The sequence below is a fragment of the Microcoleus sp. bin38.metabat.b11b12b14.051 genome (genome assembly GCF_013299165.1).
Lineage (GTDB): Bacteria > Cyanobacteriota > Cyanobacteriia > Cyanobacteriales > Microcoleaceae > Microcoleus.
This window is the reverse complement of sequence record NZ_JAAFKD010000003.1, coordinates 371045-388627: the sequence shown is the minus strand read 5'-3', so window position 1 is coordinate 388627 and position 17583 is coordinate 371045. Positions and strand designations below refer to the sequence as shown.

16 protein-coding genes are annotated in these 17583 nt (G+C 45.3%); 11 read left to right on the top strand and 5 right to left on the bottom strand.

The window, feature by feature from the left end; all coding sequences use genetic code 11:
* Positions 1-138 precede the first annotated feature (138 nt).
* Complete coding sequence (locus QZW47_RS05990) at positions 139-312, top strand: hypothetical protein (RefSeq protein ID WP_293125011.1); 174 nt, start codon at positions 139-141, stop codon at positions 310-312.
* 71 nt (positions 313-383) lie between these two features.
* Here QZW47_RS05990 and QZW47_RS05985 read toward each other — a convergent pair whose 3' ends face one another.
* Positions 384-1163 (bottom strand): TatD family hydrolase, encoded by a 780-nt coding sequence (locus QZW47_RS05985; RefSeq protein WP_293125009.1) that lies wholly within the window; start codon positions 1161-1163, stop codon positions 384-386.
* A gap of 142 nt (positions 1164-1305) precedes the next feature.
* A complete protein-coding gene (rpsT, locus tag QZW47_RS05980; protein WP_293125007.1) occupies positions 1306-1605 on the bottom strand; it encodes a 30S ribosomal protein S20 in 300 nt (99 codons plus the stop codon).
* Between the two features lie 827 nt (positions 1606-2432).
* Between rpsT and hisD the strand changes: the two genes are divergently transcribed.
* The 5 genes from hisD (at position 2433) to QZW47_RS05955 (ending at position 6435) form a co-directional block, all read left to right on the top strand.
* Positions 2433-3746 carry a histidinol dehydrogenase gene (hisD, locus tag QZW47_RS05975; RefSeq protein ID WP_293125073.1) on the top strand — a complete coding sequence of 438 codons (1314 nt, stop codon included), beginning with the start codon at positions 2433-2435 and terminating at the stop codon, positions 3744-3746.
* A 320-nt stretch (positions 3747-4066) separates the two neighbouring features.
* Complete coding sequence (locus QZW47_RS05970; protein ID WP_293125071.1) at positions 4067-4492, top strand: universal stress protein; 426 nt, start codon at positions 4067-4069, stop codon at positions 4490-4492.
* 90 nt (positions 4493-4582) lie between these two features.
* On the top strand, positions 4583-5461 hold the full coding sequence (locus QZW47_RS05965) for an ATP-binding protein (RefSeq protein ID WP_293125005.1): 879 nt from the start codon (positions 4583-4585) through the stop codon (positions 5459-5461).
* Between the two features lie 15 nt (positions 5462-5476).
* On the top strand, positions 5477-5830 hold the full coding sequence (locus tag QZW47_RS05960; RefSeq protein ID WP_293125003.1) for an STAS-like domain-containing protein: 354 nt from the start codon (positions 5477-5479) through the stop codon (positions 5828-5830).
* On the top strand, positions 5830-6435 hold the full coding sequence (locus tag QZW47_RS05955) for a hypothetical protein (RefSeq protein ID WP_293125001.1): 606 nt from the start codon (positions 5830-5832) through the stop codon (positions 6433-6435). Before QZW47_RS05960 ends, QZW47_RS05955 begins: the two co-directional genes overlap by 1 nt.
* Positions 6436-6807: 372 nt before the next feature.
* Here QZW47_RS05955 and QZW47_RS05950 read toward each other — a convergent pair whose 3' ends face one another.
* Positions 6808-8250, bottom strand: a complete 1443-nt coding sequence (locus QZW47_RS05950; protein ID WP_293124999.1) for an NB-ARC domain-containing protein — start codon at positions 8248-8250, stop codon at positions 6808-6810.
* A gap of 211 nt (positions 8251-8461) precedes the next feature.
* Between QZW47_RS05950 and QZW47_RS05945 the strand changes: the two genes are divergently transcribed.
* Together QZW47_RS05945 and QZW47_RS05940 are read left to right on the top strand one after the other, a co-directional pair.
* Positions 8462-8773: a hypothetical protein gene (locus QZW47_RS05945; protein WP_293124997.1), complete on the top strand. Its 312-nt coding sequence runs from the start codon at positions 8462-8464 to the stop codon at positions 8771-8773.
* 150 nt (positions 8774-8923) lie between these two features.
* Positions 8924-9325, top strand: coding sequence for a type IV pilin protein (locus tag QZW47_RS05940; protein ID WP_293124995.1), 402 nt, complete (start codon positions 8924-8926; stop codon positions 9323-9325).
* A gap of 407 nt (positions 9326-9732) precedes the next feature.
* Here the strand turns inward: QZW47_RS05940 and QZW47_RS05935 are convergent, their stop codons facing one another.
* Positions 9733-10125 (bottom strand): hypothetical protein, encoded by a 393-nt coding sequence (locus QZW47_RS05935; RefSeq protein WP_293124993.1) that lies wholly within the window; start codon positions 10123-10125, stop codon positions 9733-9735.
* A 553-nt stretch (positions 10126-10678) separates the two neighbouring features.
* Here QZW47_RS05935 and chlP point away from each other — a divergent pair.
* The 3 genes from chlP (at position 10679) to QZW47_RS05920 (ending at position 15185) form a co-directional block, all read left to right on the top strand.
* Positions 10679-11899, top strand: a complete 1221-nt coding sequence (gene chlP, locus QZW47_RS05930) for a geranylgeranyl reductase (protein WP_293124991.1) — start codon at positions 10679-10681, stop codon at positions 11897-11899.
* Positions 11900-12539: 640 nt separating this feature from the next.
* Entirely contained in the window at positions 12540-13238 is a 699-nt protein-coding gene (locus QZW47_RS05925; protein WP_293124989.1) for a (2Fe-2S) ferredoxin domain-containing protein, read from the top strand.
* Positions 13239-13856: 618 nt separating this feature from the next.
* Entirely contained in the window at positions 13857-15185 is a 1329-nt protein-coding gene (locus QZW47_RS05920) for a hypothetical protein (protein ID WP_293124987.1), read from the top strand.
* A gap of 168 nt (positions 15186-15353) precedes the next feature.
* Here QZW47_RS05920 and QZW47_RS05915 read toward each other — a convergent pair whose 3' ends face one another.
* A complete protein-coding gene (locus tag QZW47_RS05915) occupies positions 15354-17546 on the bottom strand; it encodes a flavin-dependent dehydrogenase (protein WP_293124985.1) in 2193 nt (730 codons plus the stop codon).
* Positions 17547-17583 lie beyond the last annotated feature (37 nt).

The following is a 17583-nucleotide window of genomic DNA, read 5'->3' as shown; positions in this document are numbered from 1 at the left end:
GCTTTTAGCTTCGATCTGTTTGTGCTTCAGGGTAAATCCCCTACACTTTTGACTCCTAGAATTGACTTGACAGCTATTGCCAAATTGCTGAGGTTCCAAGTTTCTTTTAATGTGTAAGTTTGAACGTGTAAACTTGAGATGTTGCTTGATTTTTTGGCTGGTTCCGAAGGTGTGCTGGCGCAGGTGCTGGCAGTTCGGCGACTACGATCGCCCGATCGGTCTGTTCTTTTAATTATAGGACGCAAATCCGATCGCAGCCTGCAACTCCCAAAGAATCTCAACTTAAGGCTGAATCCGGTTTCTGGACTTTGATATAGATGAGATTTTAGCCATCTCTTGTCCTTAAATCGATTTGCTTTCCTCGTTTTTGTGTTCGGCTCTAGCTAAAGTGAAAGACCAAATAGCTGACACGCATTTTCGGTTGTCTGCTGGGACAAGGTTAAGAGAGAAACTCCTCTCAATTTAGCAACTTGCTCGGCTACGTAGTAGACGTAAGCTGGTTCGTTGCGTTTTCCCCGCTGGGGTGCGGGGGCGAGAAAAGGGCAATCTGTCTCGACTAGAATGCGATCGCTATTTACCATACAAGCTGACTCTTGTATTTGCAAGGCTTTTTTAAAGGTGACTGTGCCGCTAAAACTAATGTAGAAACCCAAGTCTAAAAACCACTGGGTTTCTTCGGGCGTGCCTCCCCAGCAGTGCATCACACCGCGCACGGGCCCGCGTTTTTGCCAAAATTCCCGCAGCATTTCGGCCATGGGGGCGGCGGCGTCGCGACAGTGGATAATGACTGGTTTGTCGAGTTCCCGAGCAATTTCAAGCTGTGCCTCAAACACTTTAAACTGGTGTTCGCGATCGTCTGCTTTAAAAAAGTCTAGTCCGGTTTCGCCGATCGCCACTACCCGAGAATCTGAACTCGCTAATTCCCTAATCCGGCTTGCAGTTTCGTCTTTCCACTTACCCGCATCTAGGGGATGAAGCCCCACCGCAAAGGAGACTTCTGCAAACTGATTAGCAATTGCTTGAATTCCAGCAAACTCTTCGGGTTCTACACAAGAATGAACCAATCGAACCACACCTGCTTCGCGCCAGCGTTCTCGAATGGCTTCTAACTCCGACTTAAAAGTCTCAAAGTTGATATGAACGTGAGTGTCGATGAGCTGCATGGGCGAATGGGAGAGTGAGAGAGTGGAGGAGGGGGAGAGTGAGAGTGTGCGGGAGTGGGAGAGTGGGAGAGTAGGAAAAATTCTCTTTCTTCCTTCTTCCCTCTTCCTTCTTCCTTCTTCCGTCTTCCTTCTTCCTTCTGTCTTAGGATGCTACTTGTGTTTCGTGTGGCTTGAGGGTTCTTGCCAAGCGGGACTTTTTGCGATCACCGTTGTTACGGTGCAATACACCTTTTTTGACAGCTTTGTCAATCTTGCTGTAGGCCTCAGACATCCGCTGCTGCACTTCTTGCATTAATTCTGGTGTCGGAGATGCGGCGTACTTCTCAACGGTCGCGAAATACTTCTTCATCAGGGTTTTTACCGCTGACTTGTAAGATTTGTTGTACAAGCGGTTGCGCTCGGCGATTTTGACTCGTTTGACGGCGGACTTAATATTTGCCATATTTCAGTTTCTGGAAGTAGGTATTGATTGATACATCCTAGTCTCAAGATACTCTCAAGACACGGAGATTTTGAGGGACAATCTTTTCGGGTGCGAGCCGCAAAAAGCTTGATTTTTTTAAAGCTGAGTCAGCTATTAGCCGATCGCTCACATCCAAGCTGAGCCTGCTGCTACTTTTTCAAGGGCGATCGCGCCATAATTTTTAATTGACTCATGTAACTGCCGATTTTCTACCCCTGACGATACCCAAAGGTACGATACTGGTGTTACGGAGTCGGCGTTGCGGGGTTTCGACCATTACGACTTAAAGTCACGGTTTATTGCGCGCAATTTTCAAGTATACAATAACTTGGCGTTTTTTTTATAAAAAAATGATCGGGTGTTAAAAAAACAAATATAGCATCTATTCTGCTCAAAATCCCATTCCCGGAAAAATCCAAGTTAAGCTATAACAAAGAGTACGGGTTATTTGGGCTGTGGCAAGAAGCATCGGCCTTGGGTAGAAGGTAGAAGGTAGAAGGCATTCGGTAGAATCAAAATTCTCCCCGTCAGACACTCTCCCCTCCCTCACCCGACACCCTCTGGGTTCACACCCGGTTCTCTGGGGGGCAATTCCTCAAGGAAAATTGTGACTTGTCCTCAGTGTGGCAAAATAGTGTGGCAAAATCCTCGACAGAGTAAACGCTGCACTGAAGCCTCTGAAAAGGCCGCGAGTCTCGCGGTTGAAGCTGGTGGACTGGTGGTCGCCGACTTACCCAGAATCAAGCAAGAAAATTTATTCTTGCAAGCAAATCAAGCGTGAATTATTGACGGCATTCCTAATCTCCATGCTGCGAATTATTACTCAGTGGGTTGAGGCGCAAGCTGAACTGCGACGAATCTGCGATCGCACCCACGACGAACTTGTTATTCACAAAGAAGCCACCGTGCGGGAGGTGCTGCAAGCTGTAAGACGCAAAGGCGATCAGGCTGTGCTGCAATATACTGCTGAATTTGACCGCATCACCCTAAATGCGACAGATTTGCGCGTGAGTGGCGCCGAATTGGATGCTGCTTATCAGCAAATATCGAAAGAATTATTAAATGCAATTCAGTTGGCTTGCAAACAGGTAGAAGCGTTTCACCGACAGCGCGTCCCCAAGTCTTGGGTGCAGTTTGGTGATGACGAGATTGTTTTGGGTAAGCGCTACACGCCAGTCGATCGCGCGGGAATTTACATTCCTGGCGGTCAGGCGTCCTATCCCAGCTCGGTAATCATGAATGCGGTACCTGCGAAGGTCGCCAAGGTTCCGAAACTGGTGATGTGTACTCCCCCCGGACAGGAGAAGAAAATGAATCCTGCGGTGCTCGTAGCGGCTCAGGAGGCGGGAGTTGATGAGATTTATCGAGTCGGCGGGGCCCAGGCGATCGCAGCTTTGGCTTACGGTACCGAAAGTATTCCCAAGGTAGATTTAATTACCGGGCCGGGAAATATTTACGTCACGTTGGCGAAAAAACTGGTTTACGGCACCGTGGGAATTGATTCTCTGGCGGGGCCCTCGGAGGTGCTGATTATTGCTGATGCTACGGCGAATCCGGTACACGTAGCTGCGGATATGTTGGCGCAAGCCGAGCACGATTCGATGGCGTCGGCGATTTTGCTGACGGCGGATTCGGTGTTGGCTAGAAAGGTAGTAGCTGAGGTAGACAAACAACTCGTAAATCACCCGCGCCGGACTTTGACTGAAAAGGCGATCGCCAATTACGGTTTAGTAGTAGTGGTGGATTCTCTGAAAGCGGCGGCGGAACTCTCTAACGAGTTTGCTCCCGAACACTTAGAATTGCAAGTAGCCGATCCCTGGGCTTTGCTAGACCAAATTCGGCACGCTGGGGCGATTTTCCTGGGCTGTTCGACACCGGAAGCTGTGGGTGATTATTTGGCTGGCCCGAATCATACTTTGCCGACTTCTGGCGCGCCACGCTATGCTTCGCCGCTGGGGGTGGAAACTTTTATGAAGCATTCGAGTTTGATTCAATATTCCCCGGCTGCACTTAAGAAGGTGAGTAGGGCGATTAATGTTTTGGCGGAAGCTGAGGGTTTACCTTCTCATGCTGATTCGGTGCGGCTGCGGACTGAAAATGAGGGGGAGGGTGATTTTTAGATGGTAGATTGGAGTTTGGCGATCGAGATTTTCGCACTTCGGGCTTAAGAAACCCGGTTTCTTCCCATATCTTGCTTAAATTACGCAATTATGTTAAGGAACTGGGTTTCTGTATAGTTAATGATATTGTTGGTGGGAAGTAGGCGAGTATCAACGAGAAGTTTAAAGTCTAATATCTGAGATTTACCAGAAAGAATTGGTTTAAAACCTCTCCCTTGTAGTGAGAAATTAAAAGCAGACTATTCATTACGACCATCGTCTTCCTTTCAGATCGCACTCATCTGTCAACTGTCAACTGTCAACTGAATGAAAGGTGCATTATTTTGAATACTGTTTTGGTGGCGATCGACAATTCTGAGTTTGCAGCAGAGGTTTTGCAAGCTGTGGCGCAGTTTAAGCTAGAACCGACGGCGAAGGTGATTTTAGCTCATGTTGTGAGTGCTGGTACGTTGGATTTTGACGCGGTTGTCGATCGACCTCACGCTCAGGGAAATGAGATTGCTTACCGAGAAGTAGAGAAGTTATTGCAATCTTATCAGGAAACTTTGCCTTGCCAGAGTGAGTTAGAGATTGTGTCGGGGGAACCAGCCGAGGAGATTTTGCGGTTGGCGAATATTTATAAAGTAGACTTAATTGCGATCGGCTGTCGCGGTTTGACTGGTTTGAAGCGGATTTTGGAGGGTTCGGTAAGCGCTGAGGTTGTGGCTGAGGCTCCTTGTTCGGTGTTGGTGGTGCGGGCTAAGTAAGGGGAATTGCACCGCAGAGGTTGACAGTGCGATCGGCTGATTGATATTTTACTAAATTTCTTTCTGGATCAAGCCTTCCATAGAATAATTATGAGCGTGACTCTTAAAATCCCTACAATCAATGATAAGCTGAAGGATTTTGACAATCTGTTTCAGCTTTTGGATCAACTAAATGAGGATTGCTCAGAAGTAATTATTGACTTTTCTAAATGTTTTTTTCTCAAACAAAATGCCGTAGCTTTTCTGGGAGGATTAATTCGTCTCGTTCAATCCCGCTCGATAAAATTAAACATTAATTGGGATAGCATTCATAACGACGTAAAAATGAATCTTGAACAAAACGGATTCATATATGCTTTTTGTGAGAATAAAGAACCTTGGCAGGGTAATTCTATCCCTTATCGAGAAGATAAAAAACAAGATAAAGATGGCTTGGTTGACTACCTAGCAGAAAAATGGCTAGGACGAGACTGGGTTGATATAAGTCAAAAATTGCAAAACGTCATCGTAGGAACCGTTTGGGAGATCTACGCTAACGCCTTTGAGCATGGTCAAACAGAAATCGGAGTCTTTAGCTGTGGACAGCACTACCCTAAAAAAAAGGAACTAAAACTGACTGTCGTTGACTTCGGTGTTGGGATTCCCCAAAATGTGCGCCTATTCCGAAAACTTTCGGATTTACCAGTAGACGAAGCCCTAAAATGGGCATTTGAAGCAGGAACTACAACCAGGCGCGGTGATGTTGCTGGGGGCGTTGGACTTGACTCTCTGAAAAGATTTGTAAAGATGAATAGAGGAAAGTTGGAGTTTTTCAGTCACAATGGGTATGCACTGATTAACAAAGATCAGGAAACTTACCAAAAGCGCCAAACCTTTTTCGGAGGGACACTGGTTAACATTACCCTCCAATGTGATGAAGCCATTTATGTGCTGGCTTCTGACACCGACGGCGACGCCCCACTTTTCTGATGGAACTTCTGAAATATGAAATCTTACAAGATTGGCACTTTGATTGGCAAAACTTGCATGACACCCGATGACGGTATGAAGGTGTATGAGTTGACATACCCCGAACTACGGGCAGAGCACGCTGTGGAGCTTGACTTTGCTGGTGTAGAGATTTTTGCATCTCCGTTCTTCAATTTTGCCATTGGACAGCTACTTAGGGATATCTCCCCAGACACTTTAAACCGTCTGCTGACATTTTCTCATCTTAATAGTGTAGGCCATCAAATACTCAAACAGGTGATTAAGAACTCAAAACGCTACTACGCAGCAGATAATGCAACTCGCAATGCAATCAATGAAATTGTCAGCCAACAGGTGGGAAATGTATAATGGCAATCCAATATGCAGTCAAGGCTGAGGTAGTTAATATCCAGTTTGACACACCTCAAAAAGATGACATTTTTCTGGTAGATACTAATGTCTGGTACTGGCTGACTTACACTCAAGCCAGTACCTCTGCTCTTCCCTATCAAATTAAGGATTATTCTGCTTATTTAAGAAAAATTATTTCTGCTCAAGGATTGCTTTTATATTGTGGACTTTCTTTGGCAGAGTTAGCACATAATATTGAACAGGCAGAACGAAAAATTTTTTCGACTACATTAAACACAAAAGAATATCGCCATAACGATCCAACAGAAAGAGCTAACGTAGTAGCTGAAGTTATAGCTGCTTGGGGTCAGGTAACATCTATTGCTGTATCGACTGATGTAACTATTGATGAAACTACAACTAACGCATCTTTAACTAGATTTCAAACTCAACTTTTAGATGGCTACGATCTGCTAATTCTGGAAGCAATGGATAAAGCAGGGGTAGTTCAAGTAATTACTGATGATGGTGATTATGTGACTGTTCCTGGTATCAAAGTTTTTACTGCTAACCACAATGTAATTAGGGCGGCAAGAAATCAAGGTAAGCTGATTACTAGATAAGAAATAAGACCAAATGCTTGATCAGTAATCAACACGCGATCGCAGCAGATATACTGTCTCTATTAAGCTTGCCAATTCGTCAGCGGCAATTAAGGCTACATTTTCGCCGTCTTTGTAAGTAAGGGGAATTAATTGTAGGGTGCGTCAGCCAAGATTTATTAAACCTGCATACAATATAACGTGATCTGACGCACCCTACGGCGATCGGGCATTGAGGCAGAAACCGGGTTTTTTCCGAAATTTTTGCGTTAATGCGTTTAACCTTGGTAAAAACCCGGTTTCTTTGGTGGGAGTGCGATCGAAGCCACAGCGATTGAAATCGCCGCTACACAAACAAAACCTGCCTACGCAGGTTGGGGAACGCCTTTTTTATTACTCACAGTTTGGGCGGGAATATTGAGTTTTGACATACTCTTGTACTACGGGCCCAAGGGTGAAAAATGTGCGATCGCCTTCCTGGATTTTTTCAATTAGTGAACGCCGTCCCAAGGATTGCATGATTTTCAACAATTGCGATACTGCTACGCAACGCTGGCGCGAACGAGATAATTGCATATTTTCTCGCAGTTTCGCGATGGAAACTGGCGCGGTTTCACTTGCTAGCGATGACATTACCTGTTTTTCTGGCTCGGATAAGCGATTAAATGGCTGATCCAGTAAAGATTCTAAATCACCTAAAAATAGTGAATCATCCGACAAAAGTTCAGAGATGTTGCCGTTAAATAAATCTTGAATCATTGTCGCAACTATTTTTAACCACAAGGGATTGCCTCTGTATAGTTCAATTAATTCTGACCAGTTTTCATCTTCAGCTAAACCTTTTTCTCTGAGGATTTCCCCCGCGCCCGCACCTAAACCATTGAGTTGTAATGAACGAACGGGTTGATTTTTGCCTTCTAATGCGGCGATTTCTCTGGGTTTTTCCGAACTGATTAGGAGTAAACAACTATTGTGAGATAATTCTCCTACTTGTCTGAATAGCGTGCCGTAATCTTCATATCCAGGTTGGTAATTACCAGCCAGTTGCCCGCTGCTATTCACCATTTGTACGTCATCAAGTATCAGCAGACAGCGGTATTTTTGCAAGTAGTCCAGTAGGGACAATCCCCCTGTGGTTGCTTTTTCGTCTGGGGCGGACACGGGGGCATCGCCCCTACGGAGGAATTGAATTATATTTGTTTGAAGTATTGACAGGGGTGGAGATGTGGCGAGACTTCGCCAGATGATGAAATCGAATTCATGCTTGATTTGTTCTACTAGGTGTACGGCGAGTGCTGTTTTGCCAATGCCGACTATGCCTAGTATGGCGAGTAGGCGGGTGTTTTCGTGTAGAATCCACTGTTTGAGGGTGGTGAGTTCGGATGTGCGATCGTAAAAGGTGAAGATTTTGGGTACGTCGCTTAAGTCGAGGTGGGGTTGAGTTGGGGTTTTTTCGAGGTTTGAGGGAGATGCGGGCGATCGATTATTCATAACTTCTGAGTCTTTTATATTACTATTGCAAAAATTAACATTAGTAACATTTATAAAATCTTTGGTAAAAGTTGATGAACTAATAGATAAATTAGACCTTTGTAATGTACGTTTCAAATTAGATTTATTAACTTCTTGATCTAAAGCATTGGAAAGAATTTGCCATAATTCTGAGGCAACATTTCTTACATGACCTTCGGTACAATGTTCTTCTTCTGCAATGTCGCTATATTTTTGACCATCCCAGGTTCCTTTCAAAATAGTCTCTTGCAGACGATCTATATGTTTACCAGTCTCGGAAAAAAATAGACTATCTGTAAACTGTAATACATCTTTTACGTCCATTGCTCTGACTTGTAAAGATTTCTCTCATATTATCACAAATATCTGACATTTGATGACATTAGCAACAGTAGATGACATTGGCTGACATTTTGCCTGACTAAATTGGTTACTTATTCTGACACGTTGTAATTTGCATTTATCAGATTTTAGTTGAATAATCTTAATATAAGGTGTTCAAAGGTTAGTTGTTTTAAATAGGAGACCATAATTGATGCTAAAACCAGGACAATTTAGTAAAATAGCGGCGGCTGCCTTAGTTGGTAGTGTAGTTCTTTTTTCTCACACTCAGCCAGCGGATGCTGCCTGGTTTAGAACAGACACCAAGCTGGGTCGCCTTACTGTAACAGACAATGCTAATTATTGGCGAGCACAGAGAAAAGTAGTTGTGCCTGCACCTCCCGATCGGAATCAGCTCTGTCAATGGAAGTATGGTAATAACAATGTATGGGGGGAGAGTGTTAGTTGGTTCGGCGCAGACAATTGGAAGACAGATTGTTACCGCTGGCGATGGTTTTGGCAGTAATTTTACCCTCATCCTGTCGCGGCTTACATTCTTATGGTTGTTAGTCAATCAGAATAAACACCAATATCAATAAGGCACTCTTCGTGTCTGCTACGAACATAGGCTTGTAGTAGACACGAAAAGTGCTTAAGAATTTAATTAGGGAAATCAATGAAATATATTTTTAGACTTTTTTATACATTTTATCGCAAGAAGAACTTAGGCTTTACCCTAGTAGAACTGTTAGTAGTTATTGTCATGATAGGTATTCTTTCTACTATCTCTCTGGGGGCAATGTTGAATTTCATAAATAAAGCTAAACAAGTAGAGGGAATTACTTACGTTAATACCTGTAAGAAAAAACAACTAGCTTACTATGCTGAAAATACTAAGTTTGCAGAGTCCCTAGAACTACTGGGATTGCCAAATGAAACCAACTATTATATGTTCAAGCTAGAAATATCCCCTCCCACCAAGCCTGAAGATGGTAATGAAACATTAGCTTGTTGTATGGCTGCACAGAAGGGAGGCGGTAGCGATATGGTGTTTATGTGTGCATCATCTGATGGCTAAAGTGCTTGTAATATAATAGGAGCGATCGCCCTTATATTATTCAGGGGCGGTCGCTCTTTTTTTGACTATCACTAATTCTGTTTCTCCAACACCATAGAAGATTTTTACCGCTTTGACAACCATTCATAAGACAAGCTATAATCAGTAGGAGAAAATCGGAGTGCGATATTTGGTATAATCAAAGAATCCCGATCGCACACAACCCAATGGAATCTCTACCCAATCATTGGGATGAACTTGCTAAAATCTTAGAACCTATTGATATAAATCACCTCGCAACCCAACATTTAGAATCCTGCAATTACAAAATACTGGGTTACTGGGATAGCAATAATAAGTTTTACGAAGAAATTGCTTTGATTCATCCCATCTGTGCAGAGTCGATCGGGCGATCGATTTCCCTAGCCCTACTTCCCCTTTCCCTTCCCCGCCAAAAACTCCCGCAGCCGCAACAAACTAGCGGTTTGTCCCAAATTCAGCGGTAGCAGCGAGACTCCCTCCAACCGAGACTGCACCCAACCGTCGCCCCAATACCACTCGTGAAACCCGTCAATTCCCTGACTTAATAACAGCCGCAGACAATTTGACTCGGCAATCTCTACATAGTGCTGCACCGCTACCGGGCCAATCCAACTGGTGAAAGTCAATTCGCGATCGACTATTTCCGGTAAACCCTTAGAAAACTGCTGAGGCCACAGCCACTGCTGCAACTGCACCGGACGCATCAAACTGTCCCGAATCGCAGTCTCCGAAGCTTCAACCTCAATCCGCAGTTGGCTTTGTTGAAAATTACCTAGCATAGCAATTTGAAATTTTATATAGGAACTTTAGTTAACTTAAATGTAACTTATTACACGGAGTTCGATCGCCCCGATCCATAGTTTACAGCGCCCCCATCCATAGTTTAAAGTCGAGATATCGGGGCCAGGACACGGCGGCAAAATACACACGGCGGTTGAAACCGCGTCTACACATACAAAACCCGCCTCCGCGGGTTGGGGAACCGACGGTAAAAATTTACGTTGTTTTCTTCAGTCCGCGGAGGCGGACATCGTTTGTGTCGGAGCGGTTTCAACCGCCGTCCGATCTGTATTTAATTCGATCGCACTGTATCTAATTCGATCGCACTGTATTTAATTCGATCGCACATCAGAGTCAATCGGCATTCATCTACCATTAAAGATTTAAGATTTTCGATAGAAATCAGCATCAAAAACCCCATTTTTGTATCCAATTGTTAAGCTCTGTTTCATTTCATTTAAATCTCCCATTCTCACCCCACAGCCAAGAAACTCCGTGATACCATCACATCTGACTGGGTAAAGACTTATAGAAAAAATTGGGAGAAAAGCTTTGACACTACGGGTTGCAGTTGTTGGATCAGGGCCAGCCGGTTCTTGCGCCGCCGAAACATTGGTAAAAGCAGGCATCGAAACTTATTTATTTGAACGCAAATTAGACAACGCTAAACCCTGCGGTGGGGCAATTCCTCTGTGCATGGTTGAAGAATTTGACTTGCCACAAAGTATTATCGATCGCCAAGTCAGAAAAATGAAAATGATTTCCCCCTCCAATGTAGAGGTGGATATCAATATCGAAAACGAACACGAATACATCGGTATGTGCCGCCGCGAAGTGCTCGATGGCTTTTTGCGCGATCGGGCTGCTTCCTTAGGTGCCAAACTGATTAACGGTACTGTTCACACCTTAGAGATTCCTGGAAACAACACCGACCCCTACATTCTCCACTACGCCGACCACTCCAACGGCACCGCTGTGGGAACTCAGAAAACCCTGAAAGTGGATTTGGTCATCGGTGCTGATGGCGCTAACTCCCGCGTAGCTAAGGCGATTGATGCTGGTGACTACAATTATGCGATCGCCTTCCAAGAACGCATCCGCCTCCCAGAAGATAAAATGGCTTACTACGAAGGCCTAGCCGAAATGTACGTCGGCGATGACGTTTCCACCGACTTCTACGCCTGGGTGTTCCCCAAATACGACCACGTAGCCGTCGGTACCGGCACGATGAAAGTCAATCAAGCCAATATCAAAAAGCTGCAAGCCGGAGTCCGCGCCCGCGCTGCCAAAAAACTCATGGGCGGTGAGATCATTAAAGTGGAAGCTCACCCGATCCCGGAACATCCGCGTCCCCGCCGGGTTGTGGGCCGAGTTGCTCTCATCGGTGATGCTGCCGGTTATGTTACCAAGTCTTCGGGCGAAGGTATCTATTTTGCGGCTAAGTCTGGCCGGATGTGCGCTGAAACTATTGTGGAAATTTCCAATAAGGGCACGCGGATTCCGACTGAACAAGAAATTAAGCTGTATCTGAAGCGGTGGGATAAGGCTTACGGTATTACTTACAAGGTGCTTGACATTTTGCAGCGCGTGTTCTACCGTTCCGATGCTACTCGCGAAGCTTTTGTGGAAATGTGTGCCGATCGCGATGTGCAGAAACTCACATTCGATAGCTATTTGTATAAGACAGTAGTACCGGCCAATCCGTTGATTCAGATGAAGATTACCGCGAAAACCATTGGTAGCTTGTTGCGCGGCAGTGCTTTAGCTCCTTAATTTCTGGCGAGTTGTCGCACTTTGTATAAAAGAGCGGGCGGTTTTCTCAACTGCTCGCTTTTTATACCAGGTTCGTAGTGAGGACTTTAGTCCTTCTTCATGAAGATCGGAAGGACTGAAGTCCTCACTACGAACCTGGCTTGTAGTCAGAACTTTAGTCCTTCTTCATGAAGATCGGAAGGACTGAAGTCCTCACTACGAACCTGGCTTGTAGTGAGGACTTTAGTCCTTCTTCATGAAGATCGGAAGGACTGAAGTCCTCACTACGAACCTGGTTTGTAGTGAGGACTTTAGTCCTTCTTAATTCGGAAGGACTGAAGTCCTCACTACGAACCTTTACCTCACCTCTGTCTTAGTCAAAGCAAAATTTTTTTCTAAATCAATTGAGAATTATTAGCATTTAGGTTATGCTATAAAAAGATGATTGTCCTGAAGGCTTCCTGAAACGAAAGCAGAGATCCAGAAGGGGAAGGTAAAGGACAAATTATCTATAGAAGGGCTTTTGAGAATTATTTGCTTCCTTCTAATATCTCGCTTTGCACTTGTCCGCGCGATCGGTCAAGGCAAAAGTTAATGCAAATTATTACTGTTTTCAAAGTTATTAACTTTCACCCTCGCACTCAACTCAGGAGTCATAACGATGTATCAGTCTGGTAAGCAACTTTCGGAATTCAGTTTAGAAGGCGAAATCCTCAGCCTCATTATTGAAGATGGCTGCAAACTTAAATATTTGCGGATTAGCACCGATCGCGGAGTGGAATTTCTGGTTAAACTTTGCAAGGAATTACGGTCTTTTTTAGCGCCTATTTTGACGCCTGGGTTGAGAGTTCTAGTTGCAGGTGAGAAGGAACTCAATTTGAAAAATGGTAAAATAAAACTTAAAGCCCGTAGCCTGAAGCTGGCTCTGGGCAATCACGGAGGACGATCGCCCGAACAGATAGACTCTAGCACTGTACCTGCTGCGGCATTGACATTCGTTGGCGAAGCCCTCGAAGAGAATCAGGATCGCGCGATCGGCAAAACTGAATTCAGCACTCCGACAGCAGTTCAGACCGTACAAACTCCGGCTAAAACGAAAACCAAAACTAAAATATTAGTATGTCAAAAATCTGACTGCCAAAAACGCGGCGGTGCAGCAATATGTAAAGCTTTAGAAACTGCTTTAAATGCGCGGGGTTTAGAAGACAAAGTGACTATTCAGGGTACGGGATGTCTTAAACAGTGCAAAGCTGGGCCAAATATAGTGTTGATGCCGGACAAAACTCGCTACAGTCGCATCAAACCTGCACAAGTTTCAGCAATTATTGACAAGCATTTTGTGGTTGTTGAAAAAGTTTAGTTGAACAAGTTTAGCCGAATCTTCGAGTACCGGAGTGGTGGAATTTTGATGACTTAGGAGTCTAGACGACTGTACCACTTAAAGGCTACGCGAATAAACAAGTCAGCAAGTCAGGAAGTTGACCAATGACCAATGACCTCTTGCAAAAATAGCTAGGAACAGGCAAGATGCCTGTTCCACAAAATTTTTTTTATGTGGAACAGGCATCTTGCCTGTTCCAAAATTTGATTAAAATGACTTTTTCAAGATATAGCAACCGCCAGGGTGGTTAAGTCGTGGGGTGGGGGCGGGTTTATAGAATTTGTCTATACCGATGAAAGATATCGGTGAACCCGCCCCTACAAAATCTGCCCTAATCGCCTTGGCAGTTGCTATATCTACTGACCAATGACTCCTGACCAATGACCAATGCCCAATGCCCAATGCCCTGTTTGGCCAATGCCCTGTTTGGCCAATGCCCAATGCCCAATGCCCAATGCCCTGTTTGGCCAATGCCCAATGACCAATGACCACTGACTAATGACTAATGACCAATGACCACTGACCAATGACTTCCTTTTAGAGAATCTATCAGGATAGACTGTATTTGAGACCCTGTGACTATTGGGATAGAAAGCCATGTCAGAAGCTGATCTTCGAGCCAATCAGCATCAATCGCACCCTGCTGTTCAATCGGATAACGAACCATTACAGTCAAATTTTGCTGCTGCTGGGGGTTTTGAGCCGATCGCCCCCCAGCAGACAGACACCCCCGCGAGGGTTTTCCAACAGCCAGAAGAAGACTGGCAAACAGTAGATTTTCCCAACGCCATTGGCGTAGATGCAATTCCTACAACACAATCGGCGAAAAATTTTCAATCTCAGACACAGCAGCTAGAGGCGGACTCGCCCGCGATTTCAGATCATCTCAAAAATCTGCTTGGCAATGTCGAACAGGCCAAGGGCAAAGGATCGACCCCAGTCACCCTGATGCAAGCGCTGCACGAATGCAACCGCGACCTTTTACAGCGCATCGCTCAGCTAGAAACAGCGCTCGAAGAATCCCAAAAAACCTTGCAAGATCGAGAAACTTTGCTACAACAGCGGACTGCTGAACTCGAAAATACTCAAGAACAATTGACGAGGCTGTTTGGCAAAGTGGAAGTTTCACATCAAACTCTCCAAGGTCAAGAAATTTTAGTGGAGAGTTTAAGGAGTAAGTTGGCAACCAGTCAAACCAGGTTGGCGATTGTGGAGCGAGAATGTGCGTCTACGGTGCAGCGCTACAACGAACAGTTTCACTCCTTAGCAGCTACAGAAAATGTTTGCACGGAATTGCGATCGCGCTTGCACCGCCAGCAGCGCCACACTTTGCAATTCAAAGCTGCTTTGGAAAAAAGTCTGGAGATGCCACAGAAGTCTTTAATTATCGAGCCACCTGATGATGCGGAGGATAGCGCCCACAAGCAATTAGAATCTTTGCTGGCGGCTGTAAGAAGCTCTCAGAGTCCGCTGCCGCCAGCCTTTAACGCTTCCCCTGTCAAAGCTTGGTCAGAGCCGGAAGAGCATCTAGAGGCAGCGCTTGCTGAACGTGCGATCGACCCTGAATCGATCGCCAATCTCGAACTTAACAAATTAGCCGAAGCATCAGGCATTCAATTGCAGGAGACCGAAACCTACCAGCCTCAGGAGCCAGAAACCGAGTCTGCCATTGCGGTTGCAGAACCTGAATTGCCGGTAACTGAGTCTAAACCTGAAACTGCTGCGACATTAGGCAGCCAAAAATTGGCCAAGGCTTTTCAAATTTTGAATTCTGTGGAAACCTTTGGCATTCAAGAAGCGCGATCGAGTGCGGTCAAACCTACAGCCGTTGCCCAACCAGACTGGCTGAGCTTGATTTCTAGTCCGCTGCGGGCTTCTAAAAAACGTCGATCGCTAGCTGAAATTGAATTGCCGAGTTTTCGATAGTGAATTCAAGTTGGTAATTGGTAATTGGTAATTGGTAATTTTTCAGATTTACCAATTACCAAAAAGACAGATAATATCGTTTGCATTTCGACAGGAAAAATATTATTTGAGTGCAGTGCCGTATCGCTCGCGTATTCAACGAGAGCGATACGGCACTGCACTCAGCTATCAACTCAAAACTATTTTCTTCCCTTTTCCCATGCCGTAGGTAAGAGCATAGCTAGTAGCTAACAGCCACAGCCAAACACCCGGATATCTGGGTTCCAACCAAGGCTGTACCTTGCGGGCGAAACTCGGCAGCCATCCGAACAGCCAACTGGCTAAAGCCAGCAGAGTAAAAGTTAAGTAACTCCCCAACCAGCGCCAAACATCGCCCAAGGTGACAAAATCTAAAATCCACAACAGCAAAGAAGGGTTTTTTCCGGCTGCTTGAATAGCCAATCGATTGAAAGTGAGCCAATCGACTCTATCTTTAATAAAAGTTTCGGCTACGGTGAGTTCTTGTTCTGCCAAAATACCGAAAAAGGTATTGAGAATTGAATTAATTCTTTGGGGCGGCAAACTGCGGCCGGTGGGAACCATCATCCCTTTAGAAAACAGCCAAGTTACTGACACGTTGCTCTGGTAAGCGCGAATTTGGTTTAAGTGATTTACTGTCAACAAATCGTGTTTTAGGGCTGTATCCAGAAGGTCTGTTAGGCGAAAAAGATTGCGGACGAGGGAGCCGAAACCGGTGAATACTAAGGGAGATTGCAAAGATGCTGCATCGCCGATCGCAATTAGGCGATCGACTGCCACCGCGCGATCGCTGCTGTTGCTGCTAAAATGCCCGGGGATATAACCAAAAGTCGGCTTTTTCCACACCAATTTATCGAGATCGCAGCGGCGGTACTCCGGCAAAATCGTAAAAAAGTCCTCGTACAGTTCCAGCAAAGAACCGGGATTTTCGGGATTTACTTGGTGGTAGTGAAACAGATAAACTGTTAGCTCTCCACCAGCAGCGGGAAACAGTTCCCAAATGAGCTGGCGGCCGCGGGAAATGTCGCCGTGACTGTAGAGAACATCCCCGTACTCGGAATCCCAAACCCCCGGCTCAAATCCTCCGTCAATGGCAGCTCCGACGGTGGGGCAAACGCTGTCAAACGCCCGCCCTCCGTTCAATTGCCAAGCGATGGGAGAAGCTGAACCCATTGCGTCTACTAGCAGTCTGGCGGAGGTTGTGCGATCGGCTTTTGTCGGCAAGTGGCGGCCCTGAACTACTACTTTCTCAGAGTCAACATCAGCTCTGATAAACTCGGTTTCGTCCCAAATTTCCCCGCCAGCTTCTGTTAGCTTAACTCCAGCCAAATACAGCAGTTTTTCACCATCTAAAGCTACGTTCAACACCTTCGGCGTGTGGAGGATTGGGGCTTTAGCAACGGGCGGATTGTTAGCATCAAAAAACTTGTTGTAGCCATCTTTGTATTCTCGGGCAATCAAAGTTTCGATTTCCGCAGCCGTAAACAAACCCAAATCAATTAAGCTTTGAATTTCATCCCGCGAAATATTCCACTCCCGATTCATCCGCCCGAAAGGCATTCTTTCCAGCAGCAGCACTCGGTAGCCCAATCTCGCCATAACTGCGGCGTGAATAACTCCCAAAGCCCCACCAATATAAATCAAATCGTAAACAGTATCCCCAGCATCCGACACCGAAACAGTGCCTTCTTCCTTAAAAGTATCCCCAGAATCGGATACCGAAACAGTGCCTTCTTCCTTCTTCCTTCTTCCTTCTTCCTTCTTCCTTCTTCCTTCTTCCTTCAAAAACACTACTTGCTTTGGCTTTTGAGGATTGCGAGTGCCTTCGCGCCAGCGCTGCTCCCACCAGTAGACGCGCTGAAGGTCGTATTCGCCTTTGGGCATTTTTTGGAAGTATTTGACGGTGAGGGGGTAATGGGGGGCAAGAGCGTCAAAAATTGACTGTTTGGAGAGGTCTATGACTGGGGGTTCCAGGTAGTGATGGGGAAACTTGTTTCTCACAGCCAGATTCAGAGTTTCTAGGAACTTTTTTTCGCCAGGGGGCGCGTCTTCTAGACGAAAAACTTTTAAATAAGTTGTACGCTGAACTGACCAGACAAAAGTGGAAAGTTCAGTCGATCGCGAATTGTGGTTTTCGGAATTGCTATCAGCGAATGTCGGTTTTAGATTAGCATTTTGAACTCCAGATTTGACAAACTCGGCTGCTGTTACCTTTGAAAGCAGGCGAAAACCGTCAGGAGTAATAATTTTTTCTCCGATTCCGGGATCAAATTCGTGTTGCAACCAAGTACAGACGGCTGCTGTATCCGGTGTCGGGACTTCTAGATAAAGAATTTCTTGCATTTTGCGGTCTCTATTCCTAATAAATTCATAAAGATGG

Bases quoted from the DNA above. Each gene is read 5' to 3' on its own strand.
- QZW47_RS05990 (WP_293125011.1), top strand. From the start codon at position 139: ATGTTGCTTGATTTTTTGGCTGGTTCCGAAGGTGTGCTGGCGCAGGTG.
- QZW47_RS05985 (WP_293125009.1), bottom strand. From the start codon at position 1,163: ATGCAGCTCATCGACACTCACGTTCATATCAACTTTGAGACTTTTAAG.
- rpsT (WP_293125007.1), bottom strand. From the start codon at position 1,605: ATGGCAAATATTAAGTCCGCCGTCAAACGAGTCAAAATCGCCGAGCGC.
- hisD (WP_293125073.1), top strand. From the start codon at position 2,433: ATGCTGCGAATTATTACTCAGTGGGTTGAGGCGCAAGCTGAACTGCGA.
- QZW47_RS05965 (WP_293125005.1), top strand. From the start codon at position 4,583: ATGAGCGTGACTCTTAAAATCCCTACAATCAATGATAAGCTGAAGGAT.
- QZW47_RS05960 (WP_293125003.1), top strand. From the start codon at position 5,477: ATGAAATCTTACAAGATTGGCACTTTGATTGGCAAAACTTGCATGACA.
- QZW47_RS05955 (WP_293125001.1), top strand. From the start codon at position 5,830: ATGGCAATCCAATATGCAGTCAAGGCTGAGGTAGTTAATATCCAGTTT.
- QZW47_RS05950 (WP_293124999.1), bottom strand. From the start codon at position 8,250: ATGGACGTAAAAGATGTATTACAGTTTACAGATAGTCTATTTTTTTCC.
- QZW47_RS05945 (WP_293124997.1), top strand. From the start codon at position 8,462: ATGCTAAAACCAGGACAATTTAGTAAAATAGCGGCGGCTGCCTTAGTT.
- QZW47_RS05940 (WP_293124995.1), top strand. From the start codon at position 8,924: ATGAAATATATTTTTAGACTTTTTTATACATTTTATCGCAAGAAGAAC.
- QZW47_RS05935 (WP_293124993.1), bottom strand. From the start codon at position 10,125: ATGCTAGGTAATTTTCAACAAAGCCAACTGCGGATTGAGGTTGAAGCT.
- QZW47_RS05925 (WP_293124989.1), top strand. From the start codon at position 12,540: ATGTATCAGTCTGGTAAGCAACTTTCGGAATTCAGTTTAGAAGGCGAA.
- QZW47_RS05920 (WP_293124987.1), top strand. From the start codon at position 13,857: ATGTCAGAAGCTGATCTTCGAGCCAATCAGCATCAATCGCACCCTGCT.
- QZW47_RS05915 (WP_293124985.1), bottom strand. From the start codon at position 17,546: ATGCAAGAAATTCTTTATCTAGAAGTCCCGACACCGGATACAGCAGCC.